General features: G+C 74.1%; 24 protein-coding genes and 5 tRNA genes. 9 read left to right on the top strand and 20 right to left on the bottom strand.

Annotated features, from left to right (window positions below):
* Positions 1-12: 12 nt before the first annotated feature.
* Both AB0H53_RS20930 and AB0H53_RS20925 read right to left on the bottom strand, forming a co-directional pair.
* A complete protein-coding gene (locus AB0H53_RS20930) occupies positions 13-825 on the bottom strand; it encodes an aminodeoxychorismate lyase (RefSeq protein ID WP_362115246.1) in 813 nt (270 codons plus the stop codon).
* The gene (locus tag AB0H53_RS20925; protein WP_362115243.1) at positions 822-1877 is read right to left on the bottom strand and encodes a chorismate-binding protein; all 1056 of its coding nucleotides are present in this window, start codon (positions 1875-1877) and stop codon (positions 822-824) included. Before AB0H53_RS20925 ends, AB0H53_RS20930 begins: the two co-directional genes overlap by 4 nt.
* 145 nt (positions 1878-2022) lie before the next feature.
* Between AB0H53_RS20925 and AB0H53_RS20920 the strand changes: the two genes are divergently transcribed.
* The 5 genes from AB0H53_RS20920 (at position 2023) to AB0H53_RS20900 (ending at position 2507) form a co-directional block, all read left to right on the top strand.
* A tRNA-Gly gene (locus tag AB0H53_RS20920) sits at positions 2023-2095 on the top strand.
* A 34-nt stretch (positions 2096-2129) separates the two neighbouring features.
* Positions 2130-2203: transfer RNA gene (locus tag AB0H53_RS20915), tRNA-Cys, on the top strand.
* 1 nt (position 2204) lies between these two features.
* Positions 2205-2276 (top strand) — tRNA-Val (locus tag AB0H53_RS20910).
* 36 nt (positions 2277-2312) lie between these two features.
* Positions 2313-2384: transfer RNA gene (locus tag AB0H53_RS20905), tRNA-Val, on the top strand.
* Between the two features lie 51 nt (positions 2385-2435).
* Positions 2436-2507: transfer RNA gene (locus tag AB0H53_RS20900), tRNA-Val, on the top strand.
* A 55-nt stretch (positions 2508-2562) separates the two neighbouring features.
* Here the strand turns inward: AB0H53_RS20900 and AB0H53_RS20895 are convergent.
* From AB0H53_RS20895 to AB0H53_RS20880, 4 genes are all read right to left on the bottom strand, one after another.
* Positions 2563-2853 (bottom strand): zf-TFIIB domain-containing protein, encoded by a 291-nt coding sequence (locus AB0H53_RS20895; protein WP_362115241.1) that lies wholly within the window; start codon positions 2851-2853, stop codon positions 2563-2565.
* A 55-nt stretch (positions 2854-2908) separates the two neighbouring features.
* On the bottom strand, positions 2909-3874 hold the full coding sequence (locus AB0H53_RS20890) for an aminoglycoside phosphotransferase family protein (protein WP_362115238.1): 966 nt from the start codon (positions 3872-3874) through the stop codon (positions 2909-2911).
* 359 nt (positions 3875-4233) lie between these two features.
* Positions 4234-4440: a hypothetical protein gene (locus tag AB0H53_RS20885; RefSeq protein WP_362115236.1), complete on the bottom strand. Its 207-nt coding sequence runs from the start codon at positions 4438-4440 to the stop codon at positions 4234-4236.
* 110 nt (positions 4441-4550) lie between these two features.
* Positions 4551-4889 carry a hypothetical protein gene (locus AB0H53_RS20880; protein ID WP_362115233.1) on the bottom strand — a complete coding sequence of 113 codons (339 nt, stop codon included), beginning with the start codon at positions 4887-4889 and terminating at the stop codon, positions 4551-4553.
* A 233-nt stretch (positions 4890-5122) separates the two neighbouring features.
* Between AB0H53_RS20880 and AB0H53_RS20875 the strand changes: the two genes are divergently transcribed.
* Positions 5123-6304: a serine/threonine-protein kinase gene (locus AB0H53_RS20875; RefSeq protein WP_362115230.1), complete on the top strand. Its 1182-nt coding sequence runs from the start codon at positions 5123-5125 to the stop codon at positions 6302-6304.
* A 120-nt stretch (positions 6305-6424) separates the two neighbouring features.
* Here AB0H53_RS20875 and AB0H53_RS20870 read toward each other — a convergent pair whose 3' ends face one another.
* The 9 genes from AB0H53_RS20870 to AB0H53_RS20830 form a co-directional block, all read right to left on the bottom strand.
* Positions 6425-7243 carry an RNA methyltransferase gene (locus AB0H53_RS20870; protein WP_362115227.1) on the bottom strand — a complete coding sequence of 273 codons (819 nt, stop codon included), beginning with the start codon at positions 7241-7243 and terminating at the stop codon, positions 6425-6427.
* A 59-nt stretch (positions 7244-7302) separates the two neighbouring features.
* Positions 7303-8532 (bottom strand): uroporphyrinogen-III C-methyltransferase, encoded by a 1230-nt coding sequence (gene cobA, locus AB0H53_RS20865; protein WP_362115224.1) that lies wholly within the window; start codon positions 8530-8532, stop codon positions 7303-7305.
* 444 nt (positions 8533-8976) lie between these two features.
* Complete coding sequence (cobT, locus tag AB0H53_RS20860; protein ID WP_362115221.1) at positions 8977-12324, bottom strand: nicotinate-nucleotide--dimethylbenzimidazole phosphoribosyltransferase; 3348 nt, start codon at positions 12322-12324, stop codon at positions 8977-8979.
* 306 nt (positions 12325-12630) lie between these two features.
* Positions 12631-13845 (bottom strand): precorrin-6y C5,15-methyltransferase (decarboxylating) subunit CbiE, encoded by a 1215-nt coding sequence (cbiE, locus tag AB0H53_RS20855; protein WP_362115219.1) that lies wholly within the window; start codon positions 13843-13845, stop codon positions 12631-12633.
* 57 nt (positions 13846-13902) lie between these two features.
* On the bottom strand, positions 13903-14553 hold the full coding sequence (locus tag AB0H53_RS20850; protein WP_362115216.1) for a GNAT family N-acetyltransferase: 651 nt from the start codon (positions 14551-14553) through the stop codon (positions 13903-13905).
* Between the two features lie 152 nt (positions 14554-14705).
* A complete protein-coding gene (locus AB0H53_RS20845; protein WP_362115213.1) occupies positions 14706-15563 on the bottom strand; it encodes a MetQ/NlpA family ABC transporter substrate-binding protein in 858 nt (285 codons plus the stop codon).
* Between the two features lie 78 nt (positions 15564-15641).
* Positions 15642-16313, bottom strand: a complete 672-nt coding sequence (locus AB0H53_RS20840; RefSeq protein WP_362115210.1) for a methionine ABC transporter permease — start codon at positions 16311-16313, stop codon at positions 15642-15644.
* A complete protein-coding gene (locus AB0H53_RS20835; protein WP_362115207.1) occupies positions 16310-17416 on the bottom strand; it encodes an ATP-binding cassette domain-containing protein in 1107 nt (368 codons plus the stop codon). The genes AB0H53_RS20840 and AB0H53_RS20835 overlap by 4 nt, the downstream gene beginning before the upstream one ends.
* Positions 17417-17736: 320 nt before the next feature.
* Positions 17737-18396: an HAD-IA family hydrolase gene (locus tag AB0H53_RS20830; RefSeq protein ID WP_362115204.1), complete on the bottom strand. Its 660-nt coding sequence runs from the start codon at positions 18394-18396 to the stop codon at positions 17737-17739.
* Positions 18397-18469: 73 nt separating this feature from the next.
* On the opposite strand from AB0H53_RS20830, the gene AB0H53_RS20825 reads away from it, so the two are divergent.
* Both AB0H53_RS20825 and AB0H53_RS20820 read left to right on the top strand, forming a co-directional pair.
* Positions 18470-18829, top strand: coding sequence for a hypothetical protein (locus tag AB0H53_RS20825; RefSeq protein WP_362115201.1), 360 nt, complete (start codon positions 18470-18472; stop codon positions 18827-18829).
* Between the two features lies 1 nt (position 18830).
* Positions 18831-19253: a hypothetical protein gene (locus tag AB0H53_RS20820; protein WP_362115198.1), complete on the top strand. Its 423-nt coding sequence runs from the start codon at positions 18831-18833 to the stop codon at positions 19251-19253.
* Between the two features lie 6 nt (positions 19254-19259).
* On the opposite strand, the gene AB0H53_RS20815 is transcribed toward AB0H53_RS20820, so the two are convergent.
* The 3 genes from AB0H53_RS20815 to AB0H53_RS20805 form a co-directional block, all read right to left on the bottom strand.
* The gene (locus AB0H53_RS20815) at positions 19260-19736 is read right to left on the bottom strand and encodes a GNAT family N-acetyltransferase (protein WP_362115195.1); all 477 of its coding nucleotides are present in this window, start codon (positions 19734-19736) and stop codon (positions 19260-19262) included.
* Between the two features lie 39 nt (positions 19737-19775).
* Positions 19776-20354, bottom strand: a complete 579-nt coding sequence (locus tag AB0H53_RS20810; RefSeq protein ID WP_362115192.1) for a sigma-70 family RNA polymerase sigma factor — start codon at positions 20352-20354, stop codon at positions 19776-19778.
* A gap of 143 nt (positions 20355-20497) precedes the next feature.
* Positions 20498-21670, bottom strand: coding sequence for a glycerophosphodiester phosphodiesterase (locus AB0H53_RS20805; protein WP_362115190.1), 1173 nt, complete (start codon positions 21668-21670; stop codon positions 20498-20500).
* Between the two features lie 252 nt (positions 21671-21922).
* Here AB0H53_RS20805 and AB0H53_RS20800 point away from each other — a divergent pair, with 252 nt between their 5' ends.
* Positions 21923-22552 (top strand): lysophospholipid acyltransferase family protein, encoded by a 630-nt coding sequence (locus AB0H53_RS20800; RefSeq protein WP_362115433.1) that lies wholly within the window; start codon positions 21923-21925, stop codon positions 22550-22552.
* Between the two features lie 75 nt (positions 22553-22627).
* Here AB0H53_RS20800 and AB0H53_RS20795 read toward each other — a convergent pair whose 3' ends face one another.
* Together AB0H53_RS20795 and AB0H53_RS20790 are read right to left on the bottom strand one after the other, a co-directional pair.
* A complete protein-coding gene (locus AB0H53_RS20795; protein WP_362115187.1) occupies positions 22628-24172 on the bottom strand; it encodes an MFS transporter in 1545 nt (514 codons plus the stop codon).
* Positions 24169-24720 (bottom strand): helix-turn-helix domain-containing protein, encoded by a 552-nt coding sequence (locus AB0H53_RS20790; RefSeq protein WP_362115184.1) that lies wholly within the window; start codon positions 24718-24720, stop codon positions 24169-24171. Before AB0H53_RS20790 ends, AB0H53_RS20795 begins: the two co-directional genes overlap by 4 nt.
* Positions 24721-25157: the final 437 nt, after the last annotated feature.

The raw sequence follows: 25157 nt of genomic DNA, 5'->3' as shown, positions 1-25157 counted from the left end.
CGCCCCCGGCTCTCACATCTGTGCGGCGCGCTCGGCGAAGACGCGCATGGCCTTGGCCGTGACCGGGCCCGGGGCGCCGGGCAGCTCGCGTCCGTCGACCCGGTGGACCGCCTGGACGTCGCGGAGGGTGGAGGTCAGGAAGATCTCCTCGGCGTGTTCCAGGACGTCCATCGGCAGGTCGGTCTCACGGGCCCCGGTCCACTCGACGGTCAGGGCGCGGGTGATCCCGGCGAGGCAGCCGGAGGAGACCGGCGGAGTGTGCGGCTCGCCGTCCAGCACGACGAAGACGTTGGAGCCGGTGCCCTCGCACAGCCGGCCGGCGGTGTTGGCGAAGAGGGCCTCGGAGGCGCCGCGTTCCCGGGCCTTCGCGAGGGCGACGACGTTCTCCGCGTACGAGGTGGTCTTCAGTCCGGTCAGGGCGCCGCGCTCGTTGCGGGTCCACGGGACGGTGATCACGGCGGTGGTGTCCGGGCGGGGAGCGGCCGTGCCGAGTGCCACGACGAGGGTGGTCCCGGCCTCCCCCCGGTCGGAGCCGAGCGGGGAGACCCCGCCGGTGTAGGTGATGCGCAGCCGGCCCAGGGCCATGGGGTTGGCGGCCAGGACGGCCGCGCAGGCGCGGCGCACCTCGTCGAGGTCCGGGTCGGGCAGCCCGAGGCCGCGCGCGGACCGGACGAGCCGGTCGAGGTGCGGCTCCAGCGCGAACGGCCGGCCGTGCACGGCCTTGACCGTCTCGAAGACCCCGTCGCCCACGGTCAGGCCGTGGTCCAGCACGGACACCCTGGCGGTGTCCGCGTCGTGCAGCCCGCCGTCGACCCACAGCTTCATTTCCCGATGGTCCTTCCGCTCGCCCGGTAGGCACCCGACGCTACCGCGAGCAGCCGGGACGCCTTGAGCTCGGTCTCCGCCCACTCCCGTTCGGGATCGGAGCCCCAGGTGATGCCGGCGCCGGTGCCGAAGCGCAGGAGGGCCGGGCCCTCGGTGCGGTCGATCCAGAACGTGCGTATCCCCACGGCCAGCTGCGCGGTGCGCCGGTCGGCGTCGACCCAGCCGATGCCGCCGCAGTACGGGCCGCGCGGCGCGGTCTCCAGTGCCTCGATGATCCGCAGCGCGCTGGTCTTGGGCGCGCCGGTCACCGAGCCGGGCGGGAAGGTGGCCCTGAGCAGTTCCGGCCACCCGGCCCGGGCGGTCAGCTCGCCGCGCACGGTGGAGACCAGGTGGACCAGGCCGGGATGGGCCTGGAGCGCGCACAGTTCCGGAACGGTCACGGAGCCGGCGGCGCAGACCCGGCCCAGGTCGTTGCGGACCAGGTCCACGATCATCACGTTCTCGGCGTGGTCCTTGGCGAGGAGGTCCCCGGGGGTCCGGCCGGTGCCCTTGATCGGCCCGGATTCGACGGTGCGGCCGTCGCGTCGCAGATAGAGCTCGGGCGAGGCGGTGGCGATCTCCACGCCGTGGGCGGGCAGCCGGATCGTGCCGGCGTAGGGGGCGGGGTTGCCGCGCGCCAGCAGCGCGGTCAGGGCGTCGATGTCGGCGGCCGGGTCGGGCAGCGGCGCCGAGAGGACCCGGCAGAGGTTGGCCTGGTAGACGTCGCCCGCCGCGATGTGCTCGCGGATCCGACGCACGCCGGCGGTGTACGCCTCGCGGTCGAGCGACGACAGCCAGTCGCCGGGGGCGGGCCCGCGCCAGGCGCCCGGGACCGGTTCGGGAACCGGCCCGGGGCGGACGTCGCCGAAGCGCGCACAGGTCAAGCGACCCTCGAAGTCCGCGGCGACGACCCAGAATCCGGTCGAGTCGAGGGCCTCGGGGTCACTGGTGACGTCCCGCAGATCGGTTGCGACGAGGCCGCCGAAGCGGGCCAGAGGAGCGAGGTGGTGCACGTCTGTGAGTCTATGGCGGGGACCGGCGGGGTGCTGCGGACCGAGGTCAGCGCAGCACGCTGGGCAAACGCGTTTTTGTGCTGGCCCAGGAATCCGCTAGAGTTCAACACGTCGCCGGGACGCGAAAGCGGATCGGAAACGACAAGCGGACGTGGCTCAGTTGGTAGAGCATCACCTTGCCAAGGTGAGGGTCGCGAGTTCGAATCTCGTCGTCCGCTCGACGTGGGGGATCTTCCCGACCCCCGCACTCCGGGTGGAGTGGCCGAGAGGCGAGGCAACGGCCTGCAAAGCCGTCTACACGGGTTCAAATCCCGTCTCCACCTCCAAGGACGATTAGCTCAGCGGGAGAGCGCTTCCCTGACACGGAAGAGGTCACTGGTTCAATCCCAGTATCGTCCACTGATCCGCAAGGATCTCCGATCCATCAGGATCCCCGCGCGATTAGCTCAGCGGGAGAGCGCTTCCCTGACACGGAAGAGGTCACTGGTTCAATCCCAGTATCGCGCACGCAGTGCCCATGATCGTCCGGTGGTCCGGATGTACCGATCATGGTCCCGAGGACGATTAGCTCAGCGGGAGAGCGCTTCCCTGACACGGAAGAGGTCACTGGTTCAATCCCAGTATCGTCCACAACCCCGGAGCCCCCGGCCGCCTCACGCGGCCGGGGGCTCCGTCGTTGTCCCGGTCAGGACGAGAAGAGCATCCGGCCGAAGCCACGGTGGTGGCTCTGGTGACCGTGATGGCCGTGGTGGCCGTGCTGCGGTGCGCCCCAGGCGGGCGCGGGCGGGGCGGCGGGGTACGCCTGCGGAGGCGCCTGCGGAGGCGGCGCCTGCTGGGCCCACTGGGCCTCCAGGCGGGTCAGCGACTCCAGCTCGCCGTAGTCCAGGAAGATCCCCCGGCAGCCGCTGCACTGCTCGATCTGGACGCCGTTGCGGTTGTACGTGTGCATGGGCGCACGGCACTTGGGACACTGCATGCTCGGCTCAACTCCTCGCCGTTCGGATGGTGGGTTCACCCTACGACGGTGCCTTCTACCCCAACTCGCTCGGGAGTGTCGCGATTCGGGCACAGGAGTCGACCACGGCCAGCTCGACCTCGTCCAGCTCGCGGCCGGCCGCGGTGGCCTTGGCGAGCGCGAGGGCCGCCGTCTGGACCGTGAGCGCCCGGGCCGGGACGTCCAGGGCGGGCCACGGGTCGCCGTGGGGCGGCACGGCGGGCCCGGCCGCCGCGCGGTACGCGCCGAGGAACCGCGTCCACACCTGGGCCGGCAGCACCCCGGCCGCGTACCAGGCGGCGGGGCGGGCCAGGTCCCAGGCGGGGTCGCCCAGGCCGAGGTCGTCCACGTCGATCAGCAGCCAGGGGCCGTCGGCGGCGGGGTGGCGGACGAGCTGGCCGAGGTGGAAGTCCCCGTGGCAGACGGCGTCCGCCCGCAGCGCGGGCACCTCGGCACGGGCCCAGGCGGGCAGGCGGCGCCAGGCCGCGTGCACGGCGGCGGTGCCGGGGTGGGCCGCCGCCCCGGCGGCCTGCCGCAGCCGGGTCATGGCCCTGACCACCTTGGCGGGGCCGCGCATGGGCGGCAGCGGACCGGGGAGTCCCGGGGCGGGTACGGCATGGAGGCGGGCGAGCAGGGTCGCGGCCTCCTCCCAGGGGGCGGCCTCCGGCTCGGCGGGGTCGACCGGGGTGCCGTACGGCCACGCGGACACCGGGCGGCCCCGTACATCGGCGGTGGACACCGGCAGGGGCGGCAGCAGGATGCCGGCCAGGCGCGGGTGGGCGGCGACGGCGAGCCTCGCCCGGTGGGCGACGGGGTCGGTGCCCGGCGCGTGGGCCTTGGCGACGGCCCGCCCGTGCCGTACGACGGTGCCGCCGTCCCGGTCGGCGAGCACCCCGCCGCCCGCCGAGCCGCAGCCGTGGCAGGCGTGCGGGGGCGCGGGCGGATGCGCGGCGTCCCGGGCGACATCGGCGAGCCCGCGGAGGAGAGCGGTGTCCTGCTGCACCCCGCGACCCTACGCGCCGACGTCCCGCCGCCCCGGCAGCGGGCCCGGCGGCGGGACGCCGAGTGTCCCCGGCGTGCGGCGGGACCGGGCCCCGGCGGGCCCCCGCACTCGGGGGGCACCGCGCCGGGGCGGGCGCCGGCCCGGACCGGGGCCGGAAGCCGGTCTCCGCGCCGGACCGGGGCCACTTCAGCACTTCAGCGACGGGCGCCGGTCAGCGGGGGCGTCGCTCGGAAGAACAAAGCGGTGGCCGGCAGCTCCCCAGCTGCCGGCCACCGGGCCGTCCGCCGCACCCCCCGTCCCCACGGGGTTGGCCTGGATGTCGTCGGGTCTGGGCCGCTCTCCCGGACCCGGGGCGCCGCTCAGCGCCCCAGCATCACGCCCACGGACGACGCCTGTGTGACCACCGCGTCCCAGCCGCCGAAGGCGACCACGAGGAGCGCGGCCAGGGGGAGGACCATCGCCGTCGCCACCAGCGGGTGACGGCGGCCGGAGGAACGGCCGCCGGACAGGGCGACCGACTTCCACCCCTGCCTGCGGATCGCCATCCGCGGTGCCGTGTCCGCCATGGTCCTCTCCTGTCACATCGTGTCCAGTGGCGGCGGGTGCTTGACCTCGGGGGACGAGTACCGCACCCGCCGCTCGACCTCTACGTTAGGCAAGCGGCGCGGCCCCGGCGTCATGCCCGCGTACCGATTGACGGGCCTCCAGGAGGATGACGCCCCACGGGCGGTGTACTCCTCAGGGTGGAGAGGCGGCGCTGCACCTCGGGGTCGTCCCGCAGGGGACGCTCCGCGGCGGCGCCCCTGGGCACGGGCTGCTCGACCGGGGCCGGCACCCGGGTGGCCGTGCAGCGGGCGGTCCGCACCAGTGTGCCGTTTCGGGTGACTTCTCTCACTTCGACCACCCCCCGTCGTACTGCCGTCTCCACCCCCCGGCCCGCCCCGCTCGCCACCGCTTCGCCGGTCCGGGCCGGGTCTCCGGCGACCACGACCGTCGCCACCCGGTCGCCCCGCATCGGGCCAATCCCCGTTCCGCTACGCGCCTTTGGGAATCCGCCGCGACCAGCAGGCCCGCGTCCGCCGCCTCCTGACCACTCCTCACGTTTTCCGCCCGCCACCGACAATCGATCGGACGGCGAGGGCGCGGCCTATGAGCACACCGGGGCGCGGGTACGTAAGCTGTGCCACGTCAAACGGACGACCGCGGCAGCGGGGTGGGGAGCTCCCCCACCGTAGGTAGGGGACGGACATGGCGATGATGCGGCTCCGGCGCGAGGACCCGCGTGTCGTCGGCTCGTTCAGGCTTCACCGGCGGCTGGGCGCGGGCGGGATGGGGGTCGTGTACCTCGGCTCCGACCGGCGAGGTCAGCGGGTGGCCCTGAAGGTGATCCGGCCGGATCTCGCCGAGGACCAGGAGTTCAGGTCGCGTTTCGCCCGTGAGGTGTCGGCCGCCCGGCGGATCCGCGGCGGGTGCACGGCGCGGCTGGTGGCGGCCGACCTGGAGGCGGACCGACCGTGGTTCGCCACCCAGTACGTGCCGGGCCCCTCGTTGCACGACAAGGTCGCCGAGGAGGGCCCGCTGGGCGCCGCCGACGTGGCCGCGATCGGGGCGGCGCTCTCCGAGGGGCTGGTGGCCGTGCACGAGGCCGGCGTCGTGCACCGCGACCTGAAGCCGTCGAACATCCTGCTCTCCCCCAAGGGGCCGCGGATCATCGACTTCGGCATCGCCTGGGCGACCGGCGCATCCACGCTCACGCACGTCGGTACGGCGGTGGGCTCACCCGGGTTCCTCGCGCCCGAGCAGGTGCGGGGCGCGGCGGTCACGCCCGCCACGGACGTCTTCGCGCTGGGCGCCACACTGGCGTACGCGGCGATGGGCGACTCGCCCTTCGGGCACGGCAGTTCCGAGGTGATGCTCTACCGCGTGGTGCACGAGGAGCCGCAGTTGCAGGGCGTGCCGGACGCGCTGGCCCCGCTCGTGCGGGCCTGCCTCGCCAAGGACCCGGAGGAACGTCCCAGCACCCTGCAACTGTCCATGCGCCTGAAGGAGATCGCCGCCCGGGAGGCGCAGGGGCTGCCGGACGCCAGGCCGTCGCCCCGCCCGGCGCGGGCCGTGGACGACCGGCCGTCGGGACGGCTGACCGAGCGGTACACCGGGCGCGGTGCCGAGCGGACCACCCAGGGGCGGGCGCACCGCACCCCGGCGCCCCGCTCGCAGGCACCGCGCGCCTCCTCGCCGCGCCAGCCGGCCCGGACGGGCGGGCGCACCGGCACCGGCGGGCGTCCGGTGTCGCGGCCGGGTACGGGGACCGCGCCGGGGCGGCTCAGGCCGGCGAACCCCCGGCTGCTGCGTCAGCGGATCTTCGTCTTCGTCGTGGTCACCCTGATCGTGCTGCTGGGCATCGCGGCGGCGCAGGGCCTGAAGGGCTGAGCAGCCCGCCCAGGAGCGCCGGGTCCCACCCGGGCGGACCGGCGGGACGGCGCCGGACAGGACGGACGCGGCCCGGAGCGGACGCGCCCCCGAGCGGACGCGGCCCGGAGCCGAAGCGGTCTACGAGCCGGGGCGGCCGGTGGCCACCGCGTAGAAGGCGACCGCGGCGGCCGCGCCGACGTTCAGCGAGTCGACACCGTGCGCCATCGGGATGCGCACCCATTCGTCGGCGGCCCGCAGGGCCTGGGCGGACAGTCCCTCGCCCTCGGCGCCCAGCATCAGCGCGACCCGCTCCAGGCGGTGCGGGGCCGCGGCGTCGAGAGCGGTGGCCTTCTCGTCCGGGGTGAGCGCGAGCAGCTTGAACCCGGCCTCCCGTACCGCCCCGAGACCCCTGGGCCAGGTCTCCAGCCGGGCGTAGGGGACGGAGAAGACCGCGCCCATGGAGACCTTCACCGAGCGGCGGTAGAGCGGGTCGGCGCAGTCCGGGGAGAGCAGGACCGCGTCCATGCCGAGGGCGGCGGCGCTGCGGAAGATGGCGCCGATGTTGGTGTGGTCGTTGACCGACTCCATGACGGCCACCCGGCGGGCCGGGCGCAGCAGCTCGTCCGCCGTCGGCAGCGGCTTGCGCTGCATGGAGGCGAGCGCACCCCGGTGCACGTGGTAGCCGGTGACGCGTTCGGCGAGGCCGGGGCTCACCGCGTACACGGGAGCCTGGGCCTCTTCGATGACGTCGCGCATGACGTCGACCCACTTGGCCGAGAGCAGCATCGACCGCATCCGGTACCCGGCCTGCCCGGCGCGGCGGATGACCTTCTCGCCCTCGGCGATGAACAGGCCCTCGGCCGGCTCGCGCCGGCGCCGCAGTTCGACGTCGGTCAGGCCCGTGTAGTCGCGCAGCCGCGGGTCGTCGGGGTCGTCCAGGGTGATGAGTTCTGCCACGGGGTGATACTGCCTTGTCCGGGGTGGGTGTCTGCGGTCGGTGCGGGAGCGGGTCCCGTTCAGGGCCTTTTGTGCGGGCCCTCGTTCACCACCGGGCCGACGACGATGACGGCCGGCGGGCGGACGTCCTCAGCGGCGACCCTCTCCGCCACCGTGGCGAGCGTCGCGTCCACCCGGCGCTGGGTGGCGGTGGTGCCCTCCTGGACCAGGGCGAGCGGTGTGGCGGGCGCCTTGCCGTGGGCGATGAGCGCCTGGGCGATGGCGCCGATCTTGTCGACGCCCATCAGGATCACCAGGGTGCCGCGCAGCTTGGCCAGCGAGGCCCAGTCGACCAGCGAGCGCGGGTCGTCGGGCGCCACGTGCCCGCTGACCACGGTGAACTCATGGGCGACGCCCCGGTGGGTGACCGGGATGCCGGCGGCGCCCGGGACGGAGATCGAGCTGGAGATGCCCGGTACGACCGTGCAGGCGATGCCGGCCTCCGCGAGGGCCTGGGCCTCCTCCATGCCCCGCCCGAACACGAACGGATCGCCGCCCTTGAGGCGCACCACGGACCTGCCCGCCTTGGCGTGCTCGATCAGCGCGTTGTTGATGGCCTCCTGCGCCATGAAGCGGCCGTACGGGATCTTCGCCGCGTCGATCACCTCGACGTGCGGCGGCAGTTCGTCCAGGAGGTCGCGCGGGCCCAGCCGGTCCGCGACGACCACGTCCGCCTCGGCGAGCAGGCGGCGGCCCCGGACCGTGATCAGGTCCGGGTCGCCGGGTCCGCCGCCCACCAGGGCGACGAAGGGCGCGCGGGCGCGGTGCTGGGGCGCCGCGATGGACCCGTCGCGCAGGCCCTCCACGATCGCGTCTCGCACGGCGGCCGAACGGCGCGGGTCGTGGCCGGTCAGCACCGCGACGGTGACGCCCTCGCCGCGGCCGGTCGCCGGCGTCCAGGCGGTGGCCGCCTCGGCGTCGTCGGCGCGCACGCACCAGGTCCTGGTCCGCTCGGCCTCGGCGGAGGCGCGGGCGTTGGCCGCCGGGTCGGTGGTGGCGACCAGGGCGTACCAGGCGTCGGCGATGTCGCCCTCCTCGTACCGGCGGCGCTCCCAGCGGATCTCGCCCGCCTCGGCCATGGCTTCCACGGACGCGGTCGCGGAGGGTGAGACGAGGGTGATGTCCGCGCCGGCCGCGATCAGCGCGGGGAGGCGGCGCTGGGCGACCTGGCCGCCGCCGATGACGACGACACGGCGCCCGGCAAGGCGAAGACCGACGGGGTAGGCGGGCTGCTCGGCGTACTCGACCATGGCGGTGCGGGCTCCTCGGGAGGGGCGGTGCGGTGTGGGTGCGGGGCAGGCCGGCCGCTGCGACGGTGAAGCGGCTGGTGGGGCGCGGTGGCGATGCTGCGGACCACGATACGGGGCGGATGCGGGGCGGCCCGGGCCGGTGCCCCGCCCCGGCGGGGGTCCCCCCGCCTCCGGTCCGGTCCTTGCCGGGCCGTGGCGGCTCCTTCGCCACGGACGGTTCCCGGCGCGCGTGGTGCGGGGCCCCTCCCTGTTCGGGGCCGGCCCGTGGGACGGGGGCGCCGTACGCCCCGGGCGCCGGGCGGGCGCCTCGCGGTGCGCGGGCGGGAGCGGGGCCGTGACGGGTGGTCCGGGCCCCGGGGCCGTGGCCGCGCGGCGGTGCGCGCACCGCCGCGCGGTCCTCCCCCGGCCCGTGGGCGCCGGCGCGGGGCGCGGGGACCGGCCGGTCTACTTCTCCGTCACGCCCGCCGAGTCGAACGTGGCCACCTCGTGCATGGCACGGGCCGCGCTCTGGACCACCGGGAGGGCCAGCAGGGCGCCCGTGCCCTCGCCCAGGCGCAGGTCGAGGTCGACCAGGGGACGCAGGCCCAGCTTGTTGAGGGCCGCCACATGGCCCGGCTCCGCGCTGCGGTGGCCGGCGATGCACGCGGCCAGTGCCTCGGGGGCGACGGCCCGGGCGACCAGCGCCGCCGCGCCCGCGCTCACCCCGTCGAGGATCACGGGGGTGCGCAGGGACGCGCCGCCCAGGATGAAGCCGACGAGCGCCGCGTGCTCCAGGCCGCCGACGGCCGCCAGGACGCCGATGGGGTCGGCGGGGTCCGGCTGGTGGAGTTCCAGCGCACGGCGTACGACGTCGACCTTCCGCGCGTGCATCTCGTCGTTGATGCCGGTGCCCCGGCCGGTGACCTCCGCCGGGTCGACGCCCGTGTAGACGGAGATCAGCGCGGCCGACGAGGTGGTGTTGGCGATGCCCATCTCTCCGGTGAGCAGGCCCTTGTTGCCCGCCGCCACCAGGTCGCGCGCCGTCTCGATGCCGACCTCCACGGCCGCCAGGACGTCCTCGCGGCCGAGCGCCGGACCGGTGGTGAAGTCGGCCGTACCGGGGCGCACCTTGCGCGGGAGCAGGCCGGGGGTGGCGGGCAGGTCGCCGGCGACACCGACGTCGACCACGCAGACCTCGGCGCCGACCTGGTTGGCGAACGCGTTGCAGACCGCCCCGCCGCCCAGGAAGTTGGCGACCATCTGGGCCGTGACCTCCTGGGGCCAGGCGGTGACGCCCTGGGCGTGCACGCCGTGGTCACCGGCGAAGATGGCGACCGCCGCGGGCTCCGGGATGGGCGGCGGGCACTTCCGGGACAGGCCGGACAGCTGCGCCGAGATGATCTCCAGCATGCCGAGCGCCCCGGCCGGCTTGGTCATCCGCTTCTGCCGCTCCCACGCCTCGCCGAGCGCCTTCGCGTCCAGCGGACGGATGTTGGCGACGGTCTCCTGGAGAAGGTCGTGCGGCTCCTCACCGGGCAGCGCGCGGCGACCGTACGTCTCCTCGTGGACGACCCACGACAGCGGACGCCGCTTGGACCAGCCCGCCTGCATCAGCTCCGGCTCCTCGGGGAATTCGTCGACGTATCCCACACAGAGGTACGCCACGACCTCCAGGTGCTCGGGCAGGCCGAGGGCGCGGACCATCTCCCGCTCGTCGAAGAAACTGACCCAGCCGACGCCGAGTCCTTCGGCGCGGGCGGCGAGCCAGAGGTTCTCCACGGCGAGCGCGGAGGAGTAAGGCGCCATCTGCGGCTGTGTGTGACGGCCGAGGGTGTGCCGGCCGCCACGGGTGGGGTCGGCGGTGACGACGATGTTCACCGGGGTGTCGAGGATGGCCTCGATCTTCAGTTCCTTGAACTGCTTGGCCCGGCCCTTGGGCAGCGACCTGGCGTACTCCTCGCGCTGGCGCTGGGCGAGTTCGTGCATCGCGCGGCGGGTCTCCGCCGAGCGGATGACCACGAAGTCCCACGGCTGCGAGTGGCCGACGCTGGGCGCGGTGTGCGCGGCTTCCAGCACCCGGAGGAGGACCTCGTGCGGGATGGGGTCGCTGCGGAAGCCGTTGCGGATGTCCCGGCGTTCGCGCATGACGCGCAGCACGGCCTCACGCTCGACGTCGTCGTAGCCGGGCGCCGGCGGGGAGGCGGGCTCGGCCGCGTGTGCGGGCTCCGGGGCGGCGGACTGGGGCGCCTCCGCCACGGGGACGGGCTCGGGCCGGACCTCGGACGGGGGTTCCGGCTCGGCGGCCGGGGCGGGTACGGCCTCCGGCGCGGGCGCGGGTGCCACCGGGGACTCGGGCGCCGGTTGCTCGACGACGGGAGCGGGCTCCGCCTGGGGCACGGGCTCGACGGCGGGCGCGGGTTCCGCCTGAGGCGCGGACACGGGCACGGGCTCGACGGCGGGCGCGGGTTCCGACTGAGGCGCGGACACGGGCACGGGCTCGGCGACTGGAGCGGGCTCCGCCTGAGGCACGGAAACGGGCTCGGGCACGGCGGCGGGCGCGGGTTCCGGCTGAGGCACAGGCTCCGGCTGGGGCGCGGACACGGGCTCGGGCTCGGGCACGGGCTCGGGCACGGCGGCGGGTACGGGCTCGGGCACGGCGGCGGGTACGGGTACGGGCACGGCGGCGGGTACGGGTACGGGTTCCGCCATGGCGGCGGGGGCCTCCGGCGCTGGGGCGTCCGGCGAGCCCGGTGCCCCGGCCTGCGGTGCCCCAGCCTCCGGCGTCCCCGGCGCCTCGGCGGCCGGCTCGGGGAGCTCCGCCGCCTCGGGCCCCACCGGAGCGGGCTCGGCGGGCTCCGGCGTCCCGGCGACCGGCTCGGGCTCCGGGGCCTCGGGCACCGGCTCGGGGGCGGGCTCGGCCGGGGCCTGCGCGGCGGGGGCGCCGTCGCGCTGGGCCGGTACGGCCACCGCTGCCTCGGGCTCGTGCCGCGGCTCCGGAACGACCGTTTCTGCTGGGGCGTGCGCCGGCGCCGGCTGGGGCTGGGACCACGGCTCGGCGCCCTGCGGCGGGGTCTCGCCCAGCTGCGGCTCGCGCGGCACGTCGAGGTACTCGTGCCCGGGCACCTGCGGGCTCGCGGCGCGCACCGGCGCGGGATGCTGCGGCGCGCCGGCCGGCCCCCGGTCCGCGAGCGAGCGGACCACGCCCGCCGTCGCGTCCGGCACCGGCGGGCCCATGTGGAGCGGACGCCGGGGGGCCTGCGCCGCCTGCGGGGCGGGTACGTGCGGAGGCATCCGGACACCGCTCAGGTCGACGGAGCCCGTGTCGCGGCCACCGGCCTCGTGGGCTCCCGCCTCGTGCGCGGTCGCCTCCGGGGCGACCGCCGCCTGCGCGACCGCCCCGGGGGTGTTGGTCTCGTGCGCGGCCGGCTGGTGGGCCGGCTGCTCGTACGCCTGCTGGACCGGCTCGTGGACCGGCTGACCGGGCGGAGCGGTCCGGGACACGGGCTGCTCGTAGCCCGGCGCGGGCAGCGGTTCCTGGGCGACCGGCGCGAAGGCCGGGGCGGGAGCGGGCTGCGGCTGCTCGGCGGCCGGGGCCGGCTCCGGCGCCATCGGCGTGGCCTGGGCCGGACCGGACTGCGCCTCGCCACCCCAGGCGCCCTGGGCACCCGGCATCAGCAGCAGGTCGTCGTCCTCGGCAGTGCTCTCGGAGGGGTCGAGGAAGGTGTACGCGCCCGGAGCGGGGATGCCCGGCTGCTCCACCATGCCTGCGTTCTCGGGCTGCCCCTCGCCCGGGACCTGGCCGGTGTCAGTCATGCGTACCCCTCGCCCATCGGTTGTGCTCCTTCAGACCTTCGCCCGCCAACAAGAACGAGCGTGCGCGCCGCGCGGCACGAACGGCCGCGTGCACCTGGCATTCTCGCGGCCTTCCGTCGCCCTGGCAGCGAGATGCGCCACGGCCGGCTGTGGACTGCGCCACGTCGCGCGTCCCCCTCGGTTCGCCATACCACGGCGTACCCCGCCAAAGCGGGGCACTTTTCCGGATATTGACGAACGAATCGCCGAACCTCCGGCTGCGGTACAACGGTCGGCCAGCCTACCTGGCGTTGCGTGGCGGCGCAGTCACGGGGCGGGCGCCGGCCGGCGCCCGGACAGCAGGAAGACCACCGAGCGGTCACACTCGGACCAGTGGGCGGTGTCGAGTTCGACGGACTGGAGGAGAGCGCACTCGACGGCGTATCCTCCCTCGGCCAGGGCGGCGCCGATGGCCTCGGCCCCGTCGCGGGTGGTGGCGTGCGCGACGATCCGTTCCGGGCGGCGGTCCGCGCAGGCGGCGACGACGGCCGCTCCCCCGCCGCCGATCCGTACCACGTCGGGCTCCGGCAGCCGTTCCAGGACGTGCGGGGCGTGCCCGGCGACGGTCTGGACCTGGACGCCGTACTCGCGGGCTGCCGCCTCGGTACGGGTCCGGGCGCCGGGGTCGTCGTCCACCGCGATCACGGCCGCGCCGAACCGGCCGGCCTCCACCGCGAACGCCCCGGAGCCGCAGCCGATGTCCCAGACCAGGTCGCCGGGGCGGGGCCCGAGCCGGGCGAGCTGGGCGGCGCGCAGGTCGGCCGACTCACCGGTGCCGAGGTCACCGCCGTACGCCCGCGCGGGCAGGCCCCAGCCCCGTACCGGGCCGGGGTCCCGGCCCATCAGCCACGCCCCCCGGGGGCCGGCGCCGGGCGGCTGGGCCGCTCCGACGACGATGACGACGTTGGGGTCGCGCCAGGCGTGGTCGGCGGCCTTGTCGGAGGTGAGCACCGTGACCTGTTCGCGCTCGGTGCCCAGCTCCTCGCAGATGACGAAGGTGCGGTGCACCCCGTCGAGCAGCAGGGCGAGTTCGGCCGGCCCGGCACCCGGGGAGGTGAGGACGGCGACCTTGGGGTGGGCCCGGCAGATGTTGACGGCCCGGCGCAGCGTACGGCTGTGCGCGACCACGATCTCGGCGTCGTCCCAGGGCATGCCGGCCCGGGCGAAGGCGGCGGCGACGGACGAGACCGCGGGCACCACCTCGACCTCCAGGCCGTGGCGCGGGGCGCGCAGGGTGCGTAGGACGCCGAAGAAGCCGGGGTCGCCGTCGGCGAGGACCACGGCGGAGCCACGGTGGCCGGCGATCCGGCGGGCGGCGAGGTCGAGGCTGCCCAGGCGGACGCGTTCGGCGGTGCCCGGGATCTCCGGGAGCGCCAGGTGGTGGGCGGCTCCGGCGACCAGGGTCGCGGCCGACAGGGCGGATCTGGCGGCGGCGGTGAGGGGCGAGCCGTCCCAGCCGATCACCGTGACCCGGTCGGCCATCTTCGTCTGTCTCCTGGTGTGTTGGCGCAGGTGGGGGCAGGGTGAGAGTACCTGGAATCAGTTCCAGTCCGGATAGGCCGGGTAGCCGGTGTCGGCGTTCCGGTCGCTGGTGGCGCCTTCGAGGTCCTCGGGGAGCAGGCTCCACACGATCAGGTCGGTCCTGATGTCGGTCCAGCCGCCGTCCTCCGTCCGGCTCCGCGCTATCCAGGCGTTGCGCAGGATGCCTTCGCTGATGCAGCCCATCTTCTGGGCGACCTGCTGCGCGGCGGTGTTGTCGGCGGCGGTGCGCAGTTCGAGGCGTTCGAACCGCTGGGTCCGGAAGAGCCATTGGGCGACGGCCAGGACGGACTCGGTGGCGTAGCCCTCGCCGCGCGCCCAGGGGGCGGTGATGTAGGCGGCCTCGGTGGCGCGGACGCGCCAGTCGGTGTTCCGCAGGTGGACGGTCCCGACCAGGCGCTGGGTGAGGAACTCGGTGACGGCCAGGGCGAGGCCGCGCCCCCCGGTGCGCTCCGCCGGGGCGATCCTGCGCACCCAGTCCTCGGCGTCGGCCGTGGTGCAGGGATGGGGTGCCGCGGTCCAGGCGACGACCGTCTCGTCGTTCATCATCTCGGTGTACGCGGGGATGTCGGACTCCTCGAAGGGGCGCAGCACCAACCGTTCCGTGCTGATGGAGATGTCCGGAAAGGTGGTAGTCATGCGCTGCTCCATGCCGAAGACCGTCCGTAGAGGTAGAGGCCGTGAACCGACAGCATGCAGCATGAGGAGCGGCCCGCGCATGGGCGGGTCGGGACGGTCGCGTCGGTACGCCGAAGGCCCCGCGCACCACAGGGTGCGCGGGGCCCGGGGCAGCGGCCGGGTGGTTACTCGGCCGGGCCGAACGACGGGACCACCGAACCGGCGTAGGTCTTCTCGATGAACTTCTTCACCTCGGCCGAGTTGAGGAGCTTGGCGAGCTTCTGCACGCGGGCGTCCTGCTCGTTGCCCTTCTTGACGGCGAGGAAGTTGGCGTACGGGTTGCCTTCGGCCTTCTCCAGGGCGAGGGAGTCCTGGGCGGGCTTGAGCCCGGCCTCGATGGCGTAGTTGCCGTTGATGACGGCGGCGTCCACGTCGTTCAGGGCGCGGGGCACGGTGGCGGCCTCCAACTCCTTGAACTCCAGGCCCTTCTTGTCCGTGATGTCGGACAGCTTGGCCCCGGCGCCGACCCCGGCCTTGAGGGTGATCACACCGTTGTCGGCGAGCAGCTTGAGCGCCCGGCCCTCGTTGGTGGTGTCGTTGGGGACGGCGATGGTCTGGCCGGGCTTGACGTCCTTGAGGGACTTGACCTTCTTGGAGTACAGGCCGAGCGGCTCCAGGTGGACGTTGACCACCGGGACGATGGTGGTGTCGTTCTTCTTGTTGAAGTCGTCCAGGTAGGGCTTGTGCTGGAAGTAGTTGGCGTCGACCTGGCCGGTCTGGGTGGCGGTGTTCGGCAGGACGTAGTCCGTGAACTCCTTGACCTCCAGCTTGAGGCCCGCCTTCTCGGCCAGGTTGTCCTTGACGAAGGTCAGGATGTCGGCCTGCGGCGTCGGGGACGCGGCGACGACCAGCGGCTTGGCCGGGTCGGCCTTGCCCGAGCCGTCCGAGGAGGACGGGTCGGACGCCGTGCCGCAGGCGGTGAGGCCCAGGGTGAGGGCGGTGATGCCGGCGAAGGCGGTGGTGAGCTTGATGTTGTTACGCACGAAAAGTGCCTCTTTCTGGTGATGCGGGTTACGCCCGGACAAGGAGTGCGGGCTTCTTCGTGAACGAAGTGACGAAGTTCAGGAGGCGGTCCGGCCCCGGCGGGCGAGCAACCGGACGATGCCGTCGCCGATCAGCTGGATGACCGTGACGATCACGATCAGGACCACCACGGTGACCAGCATGAACTGGGTGTCGAAGCGCTGGTAGCCGTAGGTGATGACCTTGGCGCCCAGGCCCTCGCCACCGACCGCGCCGGCCATCGCGGAGTAGCCGATGAGCACGATCAGGGTGGTGGTGACGGCGGACACGAGCGACGGCAGGGCCTGCGGGAGGAGCACCTTGCGGATGATCGTCGGGATGGAGCCGCCCATCGACTGCACCGCTTCCACCAGCCCGTGGTCGACCTCGCGGATCGCGGTCTCCACCAGGCGGGCGAAGAAGGGGATGGCGCCGATGGCGAGCGGCACGATCATCGCGGTGGGCCCGATGAAGGTGCCGACCACGAAGGTGGTGAAGGGGATCAGGGCGACCAGCAGGATGATGAACGGCAGCGAGCGGCCGACGTTCACGATCGCGCCGACGACCTTGTTGACCACGGTGTTCTGCAGCAGCCCGCCCTTGTCGGTGAGGACCAGCAGGATGCCGAGGGGCAGCCCGCCGGCGACCGAGGCGACGGTGGCCCACAGCACCATGTACAGGGTGTCGATGGTTCCCTGGGTCAGCAGGGGCTGCATCTCCGACCAGCTCACTTGGCACTCTCCTTGACCGGCGCGGAGCTCTGCGCCGGTACGGCGGTCCGCTCCTCGTCCACCACGACGACCTGAAGGCCCTGCTCGCGCAGGAAACCGACCGGGACGACGTTCTCCTCGTAACGGCCGGGCAGCTCGAAGCGCATCCGGCCGACCTGCTTGCCTCCGACGGTGTCCATCGCGGCACCGAGGACCGAGATGTCGATGTTGTAGGTGCGCGAGAGCTGGGAGATCACCGGCCGGGTCGCGGCCTCGCCGTGGAAGGTCACGTCGATGACCGTGCGGTCCGGGCCGGAGGCGGAACCGCCGACCGGGAACAGTTCCTGGGCCAGTTCGGAGCCGGGGGTGGCCAGCAGTTCGGCGACCGTCCCCGACTCGACGACCCGGCCCTTCCTCATCAGGGCGGCGGAGTCGCAGATGGTCTTGACGACGTCCATCTCGTGCGTGATGAGCAGGACGGTCAGCCCGAGCTGCTGGTTGAGGTCGCGCAGCAGCTGGAGGATCGAGCGGGTGGTCTCCGGGTCGAGGGCGCTGGTCGCCTCGTCGGAGAGCAGCACCCTGGGGTTCCCGGCCAGGGCGCGGGCGATGCCGACGCGCTGCTTCTGGCCGCCGGACAGCTGCCCGGGGTAGGCCCTGGCCTTGTCGGCGAGGCCGACCAGGTCGAGCAGTTCCAGCGCGCGACGGGAGCGCTCGGCGCCGGAGACGCCGAGGATCTCCAGGGGCAGTTCGATGTTGTCCTTGACGGTGCGCGAGGAGAGCAGGTTGAAGTGCTGGAAGACCATGCCGATACGGCTGCGCGCGCGGCGCAGGTCCCGCCCGGCGCGACGGCCCCGGCCGGCCAGCGCGGTGAGGTCGACGCCGTCGACGGTCACCGTTCCGGCGGTGGGGCGCTCCAGGAGGTTGACGCAGCGGATGAGCGAGGACTTCCCGGCGCCGCTCTGTCCGATGACGCCGAAGACCTCGCCCTCGCGGACATGCAGGTCGACGCCGTCCAGAGCGGTGACCTGGCGGCCTCTCGACTCGTAGACCTTGGTCAGGCCCGAAGTGGTGATCACAGGGGTTTCCGTCACTGTCGAGTGCGCGGCGCGGAGTCCGCCGGGCACGGGGCAATCGTCGTTCCGACGTGTGGCACGGCTGGTTCGGCGGGTGGCCGGGAGGCGGCGCGTGCGCGGGGCGGGAGCGGTCCAGCGTTCAACGGGTGCGGGGACATGGCTCGGCTGTCGGCTGTCGGGGCTCGCTTCGGGGCGCGAGGCTCAGGCAGGGGCCCTCAGGAGGCGCACATTCGACACAGACAACGAGCACCGGGCGTCGTGATCGCCTCGGTCGCAAGGATGCGGCTGCTCGTCGTGGTCATGGCTGTCAGTAAACCAGACCCACCGTCGGCCTCCGGAGGGGTGTCCGAATAGCGGACCGCTCCGGTACGTCATACGGACAGCGCGCCCCCCGCGGTGAGCTCCACCCCGTCGGCCGTGGCCTGCGCGGACACGGCCGACAGGTCGGGGACGACGGCGTCGGCGGTGAGCTGGGAGCGGTCGTGGGTTGTGGTCAAGGCCACGGTCGTCATACCGGCCGCGCGGCCGGCCGCCAGCCCGGCCGGGGCGTCCTCGAAGACCACGCACGCCGAGGGCTCGGCGCCGAGCCTGGCCGCGGCCAGCAGGTACGGCTCGGGATCGGGCTTGCCGCGGGTGATGTCGTCGGCGGCGACGACGACGGGGGCGTCGATACCCGCCTCGCGCAGCCGGGCCTCCGCCAGCGGCCGGGTGGCGGAGGTGACGACGGCCCACCGGTCGCGGGGCAGCGCGGACAGCAGCTCCAGCGTGCCGGGCAGCAGCGTCACCCCGCCGGGCACGTCCTCGACCTCAAGCTGCTCGATACGGGCCAGCGCCCCGGGTATCCGGTCGGCCGGCAGCAGGTCCGCGATGATCTCCACGGCCGGGCGGCCGTGCAGCTCGACACGGGCGAACTCCTCGGGCGCGATGCCGTACTCCCCCGCCCACCGGCTCCAGCAGCGGTCGACGGAGGCGAGGGAGGAGACGAGGGTCCCGTCGTTGTCGAAGAGGAGGGCCTGAGCATGGATCTTCATGGTCGCCGACCCTACGTTCGCGCCGCCGGGGGCGGTCGCACCGGGGCCTTCGTCCCGTAATAGTCTCGGGGCCATGCTCGACGCCCTGACGGTCGCGGTCTCCGTGGCCGCGCTCGCCCTCGCCGCCTGGTGCGGTTTCGCCGCGTACCGCGACCAGCCGACCAAGGACTGGCACTTCATCGGCATGGCGGTGGTGACCCTGCTGGCGCTGGCCCAGCTGGTGGTGGGGATCGTCCGGCTGGCGGGCGGCGAGCGGGCCGACGAGGGCACGGCGATCTTCGTGGCGTATCTGATCGGGGCGCTGTGCGCGGTTCCCGCGGCGGGTTTCATGTCGCTGGCGGAGCGCAGCCGGTGGGGCTCGGCGACGGTCGCGGCCGGCGCGGTCGTGCTGGCGGTACTGGAAGTACGCCTCTTCGACATCTGGGAAGGCTGAGATGACCCGCACCGCCACGGACAGGACGCCCGGGACCCGGCTGGTGCGGGGCCCGGGCGTGCTCGTGGTCTGGCTGTACGGGGTGATGTCGGTCGGCGCGGTCTCGCGGTCGGCCTACCAGATCGCCACCGAGTTCGGCCGGGCGCCGCTGGCCTACTCGCTCTCCGCCGTCGCGGCCCTGGTGTACGCGTTCATCACCTACACCCTGGTGCGCGGCGGGGAGCGGGCCCGCAGGGCGGCGCTGGTGTGCTGCGCCGCCGAGCTGGTGGGCGTGCTGACCGTGGGCACCTGGACCCTGCTGGAGCCGGGTGCCTTCCCGGACGCCACGGTCTGGTCGGACTACGGGTACGGGTACGTCTTCATCCCGGTGCTGCTGCCGGTCACCGGGATCCTCTGGCTCCGCGGGGCCCGGAGCGCTGCCTAGCCGGCCTCAGGCGGCCTTCTCCAGGGTGACGAGCTTCCGGCGCGGTCCGGCGTCCCGGGTGGCGACCGCCTCGTAGCCCTTCGCCCGGTACAGACGCAGGTCGCCCTCGCTGCGGTGGCCGGTGAAGAGCTGGAAGCGCCTGGCCGCGGGGTCGGCCGCGAACCGCTCCTCGATCGCGTCCAGGAGACGGCCGCCGAGACCGTGCCGGCGCAGCCGGGGGTGGACGATCAGCTTGGCGATCCGGGCGGTGCCGGCGTCGTCGATCTCCCCGCGCACGGAGGCGACGACCTCGTCGCCGAGGCGGGCGACGAGTGCGTGGCCGCGCGCGAGTTCGGCCTTCAGGTCGTCGAGGGTCTGGGTGAGGGGCTCGATGCTGTAGTCGCCGTACAGCTCCGCCTCGCTCTGGTAGCACAGGTACTGCAGTTTGAGGATGTGCTCGGCGTCCCGCTCGCTCGCCGCTGAGATGGTCACGCTCATGCCCATGTGTGCATGCCTCCGGCTCACCTGTCCGCCCTGAACGGTCTACCGCCCCTTTCCCCGGTGTTCAGGAGCGGCAACCTCTGCCGTGAGCATTCTGCGCAGGCATCCCAGGCAACGGGAACGCATCGGCCCCAGACTTCCCTGTGAGATACCCAACTCCCCTGCGATTTCTCGGTAAGTGGGGTCCTTGGGCGACACCATCGCGGTCAGCAGGCGGCGGCAGCGGACCGGGGTGCGGCCGATGGCCGCGCGTACGGCCCGGCGCCGCTCGGCGTCCAGTACCGCGGGTTCGGGTCCGGCGTGGGAGGCGGGCCCGTCGTCCTGGTACGGCAGCTCGCGCACGGCGGTGCGGCGGGCGCGTCTGGCCTCGGCGCGGACGGTGCGGCGCAGCCAGTCGGCGGGGCGGGCGGGGGCACCGCCCGGCCTGTCGTCCAGGCGCTCCAGGAGTCTGAGCCACACGGCCTGTTCCAGGTCGTCGGCGTCCACTCCGGCCGCCGCCGCCTCGGCCTGCGACTCGGCGGCGAGCAAGGGGGCCAAGGCGCCGACGAGTTCGGGAAGGGCGGGCGCGGGGGAGGCGGCCGCCGGAAAGGCCCCGGCGGCTTCTCGGGTGCGTGTCGTCATGCCCGGCACGACACCCGCCGGGTCGCGGCGGTTGCCTCCCGGCCGGGTAAACCGCCCGTCCGGGCGGGCCCGGTGGGAGCGGCGCTGACGCCCGGGCCCGCGCCCCGCGCGCGGCGCCTCGCGCGGGGCCGGTACCGGTGGGGTCAGCGGGCGCGGAAGTCGGCTGCCGCCAGCAGGCCGGTGTCCGGCTGGTCGGTGAAGATGCCGTCGATGCCGGTGGCGAGGTAGGTCCGGTACGCGCCGAAGACGTCCCCGTAGGCCGCCGGGTCGGTGCCGCGCCGGAAGTCGGCGGGCAGGAAGGTGTTCTCGTTGCGCATCGTGTACGGGTGCACGATCAGGCCCTGCGCGTGCGCGTCCCGTACCAGCGTCGTCGGCCTGCCCAGCCGGCCGTCGGCGCCCTTGGGGATGACCAGGTCCAGCAGCGGGCCGACGCCCTGGGCGAAGGAGGCCATCCACCGCAGGCCCTCGGGTGTGATCAGGTCGGCGACCGTACGCGGGTCGCCGGCCTCCCGGAAGTCCCAGGGGCGGTCGTCCGGCGTCCACAGCAGCACGACACGCGGCGTGGAGACGAGCTCCGCCATCCGCCGCATGCTGCCCGGCTCGAACGACTGGAGGAAGACCGGCGAGTCCGCGCGGTGGCGTCCGTACCGGCGCAGCAGCCTGGCGAGCGGTTCCTCCAGGCCGAGGCCCAGCTTGCGGAAGTAGGTGGGGTGCTTGGTCTCGACGTACAGCCAGACCGGGTGCCCGCGCCGGCGGCCCTCCCGGTCGGCCCAGCGCAGCACCTCCTCGAAGGTGGGGATGGTCCAGCGCCCGTCGTACAGGGTGTTCTCCTGCCGGGTACCGGGGATGCGCTCCTTGGCACGCAGCGTCTTCAGTTCGGCGAGGGTGAAGTCCTCGGTGAACCAGCCCGTCAGGGACGTGCCGTCGACCGTCTTGGTGGCCTTGCGGGAGGCGAACTCGGGGTGGTCGGCGACGTCCGTCGTGCCCGTGATGTCGTTCTCGTGCCGGCAGACCAGGTGCCCGTCCTTGGTGGGCACCAGGTCCTGCTCTATGACGTGCGCGCCCATGTCGAGGGCGAGCTGGTACGAGCCGAGGGTGTGCTCGGGGCGGTAGCCGCTGGCCCCGCGGTGGGCGATGACCGTCGGCACCGGCAGGCCGTGGCGCGGCGCCGGCCGGCCGGCCCCGGCCCGTCCCGGGGACTGCTCGGGTGTGCCGGCCTGCGCCGTGCCGCCCGTGGAGAGGGCGACGGCCGAGCCGAGCACCGCGGCTCCCAGCACACTGCGCCGGCCCGGAGTTCTGCGCGCACCCTGTGTCATGAAGGCTCCTTCGTGGACTGCTGAAGTGGCCTGATCGTAAGCGGCCGGAACTCACCGGGGGGAGACCCCGGGAGAACGCGGGGAAAACGTGGGTCAACACTCTGTATCGACTCGGTGAACCCGATGTGCGATCCGAGGTGACCCGCGAGTATCGTCCTCACCTGCACAGACCGCGCCGGCCGTGCCGGCCGCCCCACATCGGAGGACTCGTTGTCCCGCTTCGCGCTCATCAAGGCAGTGCTCGGCCCGGTCATGCGGCTGATGTTCCGCCCACAGGTGGAGGGCGCCGAGAACATTCCCGGAACCGGTCCGGTCATCCTCGCGGGCAACCACCTGACCTTCATCGACTCGGTCGTCCTGCCCATCGTCTGCGACCGGCAGGTGTGCTTCATCGGCAAGGACGAGTACGTCACCGGAAAGGGCCTGAAGGGCCGTCTGATGGCCTGGTTCTTCACGGGCGTCGGCATGATCCCGGTGGACCGCGACGGTGCCAACGGCGGCGTGGCCGCGCTGATGACCGGCCGCCGGGTGCTGGAGGAGGGCCGTATGTTCGGCATCTACCCGGAGGGCACCCGCTCGCCCGACGGGCGGCTGTACCGGGGCCGTACCGGTATCGCCCGGCTGACCCTGATGACCGGGGCGCCGGTGGTGCCGTTCGCGATGATCGGCACGGACAAGCTCCAGCCGGGCGGCGCGGGCCTGCCGCGCCCGGGCCGGGTGACGGTGCGTTTCGGCGAGCCGATGGAGTTCTCGCGGTACGAGGGCATGGACCGCGACCGCTATGTGCTGCGCGCGGTGACGGACTCGGTGATGACCGAGGTCATGCGGCTGTCCGGCCAGGAGTACGTGGACATGTACGCCACCAAGGCGAAGGCCGCCTAGCCCGTACCGGGCGGCGCACGGCGAAGGGCCGCACCCCGCGCGGGGTGCGGCCCTTCGCCGTGCGGACGGCGTGCCTCACGGGTGCTCGACGCCCTCCGCGAGCTTCTGGCCCCGCAGCAGGAACCAGGCCGCGACCGCGGTCGCCAGCAGGACCGCGGCGCCGGCGCCCGCGGCGATGCGCAGGCCGTCGACGAACGCGTCCTGCGCGGCCGAGACCAGCGCGGCCGCCGTCGCGTCCGGCAGGACACCTGATGCCTCCACCGCACCGCCCAGCGACTCGTGCGCGGCCGACGCCACGCCCGCCGGGACGCCCTGGGGCGTGACGAAGTCCCGGTAGACCCCCGTGACGACGGAGCCGAGCAGCGCGATGCCCAGGGCCGCGCCCAGTTCGTAGGCCGTCTCCGACACCGCGGAGGCGGCGCCGGCCTGTTCCTTGGGGACGCTGGAGAGGATCACGTCCGCCGTGACGGTGAAGGCGAATCCCGCTCCGACACCCACGACGAGCAGGACCGCGCCGAGCATCGGGTAGCCGGTGGTCCGGTCGAGCGCGGTCAGCGCCGCCAGCGCCAGGCCGACCGCGGCGAGACCTCCGGAGACCACCGACCGTACCGAGAAGCGGCGGGCGGCGTAGCCGGCGATCAGGCCGGCCGTCACCGCGCCGACGGCCGCCGGGAGTTCGGCGAGGCCCGCCTCCAGGGGACGGCGGTCCTGCACCAGTTGCAGGAACTGGGAGAGGAAGAAGACCAGCCCGGACAGGCCGAGGATGGTCAGCAGGTCGGCGAGGACCGCGCCGGAGAACCCGCGGTGGTGGAACAGTCGCATGTCCAGCAGCGGCGCGGCCAGGGTGAGTTGCCTGCGGACGAACCAGGTCAGCGCGCCCGCGCCGATGACCGCCGCGATCAATACGTCCGGGCGCGGTCCGTGCGCGGCCGCCTCCTTGACGGCGTACACCACAGCGATGATGCCGGTGAGGGAGAGCCCCACGCTGGGCAGGTCCCACGGGCCGGGCGCCGGGTTCTTGGACTCGGGGATGTACTTCGCGCCGACCAGGACGAGGACCACCATGACCGGCAGGTTGATCAGGAAGACCGAGCCCCACCAGAAGTGCTCCAGGAGGAACCCGCCGACGACCGGGCCGACCGCCGCGCCGGCGGACGCGGTGGCGCCCCAGATGCCGATGGCGAGGCTGCGCTCGCGGGGGTCGTGGAAGAGGTTGCGGATGAGCGCCAGCGTGGACGGCATCAGCGTCGCACCGGCGACGCCGAGCAGCGCGCGGGCGACGATCATCGTCTCGGGGCTGGTGGCGTAGGCGTTGAGGACCGAGACGGCACCGAAGGCCGCGGCGCCGATCAGCAGCAGCTTCTTGCGGCCCACCCGGTCGCCGAGGCTGCCCATGGTGACCAGGAGCCCGGCGATGACGAAGGAGTAGACGTCGCCGATCCACAGCAGCTGGGTCGCGGTCGGCCGGAGGTCCTCGCTGAGGAAGGGCGTCGCCAGGCCGAGGACCGTGGCGTCGACCGCCACGAGCAGCACCGCCAGGAGGAGCACCGCGAGCGCCAGCCACCTGCCGGGGCGGCGTATGACCTCCGCGTCCTTGGTGAACTGATCGGTACGGCTCATTCCTCCACGCTCCTGCGGGCTCCACCGAGCAGCAACTCGGCGATCATGTACTGGAAGTCCTTGGCGGCGACCCGCCCGTCCTGCACGGCCCAGGCACAGGTGCCGATGAGGCCGTAGAGCGCCTCGGTGAGCCAGGCGGGCGTCAGGTCGATACGGAACTCGCCGCGCTCCTGGCCGCGCCGGAAGAGCGCGGACACCCGGGCGTCCAGACGGGCCCAGCCCTCGTTCATCTGGTCGCCCTCGAAGAGCTGGTTCTCGGTGACGAGGAACGCGAGCAGTCCGGCGACGGGCTCCAGCCCGGCGATCAGCCGGCGCAGCGCGCCCGCGGCGCTGCCGTCGTCGAGCCCGGCGGCGTCGATGGCCTGCTCGAACTCCTGGATGCCCAGCTCCTCCAGCGCTCTCACCAGCGCGTCCCGGCCGGCGAAGTGCCGGTGCAGGGTCGCCCGGCCGATTCCGGCGGCGCGGGCCACCTCGTCCATGGTGGCGGTGGCCTTGCGGGAGAGGAGGGCGGCGGCGGTGCGCAGCACCTGCTCACGATCGACGGTCATGAGACAACACTAACCCAGATGAGACATGCATGTCTCATTCGAAAGGATCGCGGCTCACTGGAGGGGGAAGCTGAAGAGGGACCCGCTCGGACCCGGGGAAGCCCCCGGTTGTGGCTCGGCGGCGCACGGCGGTGACCCGGCGCCGGCGGCCACGGCCATGAGCCGGGCCGGGCGACGACCTGGAAGGGCGGGGCTCCGGAGGGGCGGGGCTCCGGAGGGGCGGGGCCAACGAAGGGCGTGGCCCGCGAGGCGGGGCCGCGGAAGGGCGGGGCCGGCGAGGGCGCCGGCGGGCGGCGGCACCGTCGCCGCCCGGTCCGGAGCGCGCCGGAGCCGGGCCGGGCCCGGCCGCGCGGGGGGGCCCGGGGGCGCAGGGGTGGGGGGGCGGGGGGGTGGGGGCTGTGGGGTGGCGGGAGATGGGGAGAGCGGGGGGGGGGGCC

The organism is Streptomyces sp. NPDC050856, from assembly GCF_040653855.1.
Taxonomy (GTDB): Bacteria; Actinomycetota; Actinomycetes; order Streptomycetales; family Streptomycetaceae; genus Streptomyces.
The sequence above is the reverse complement of the archived record's forward strand: the minus strand, read 5'-3'. Positions and strand labels throughout refer to the sequence as shown.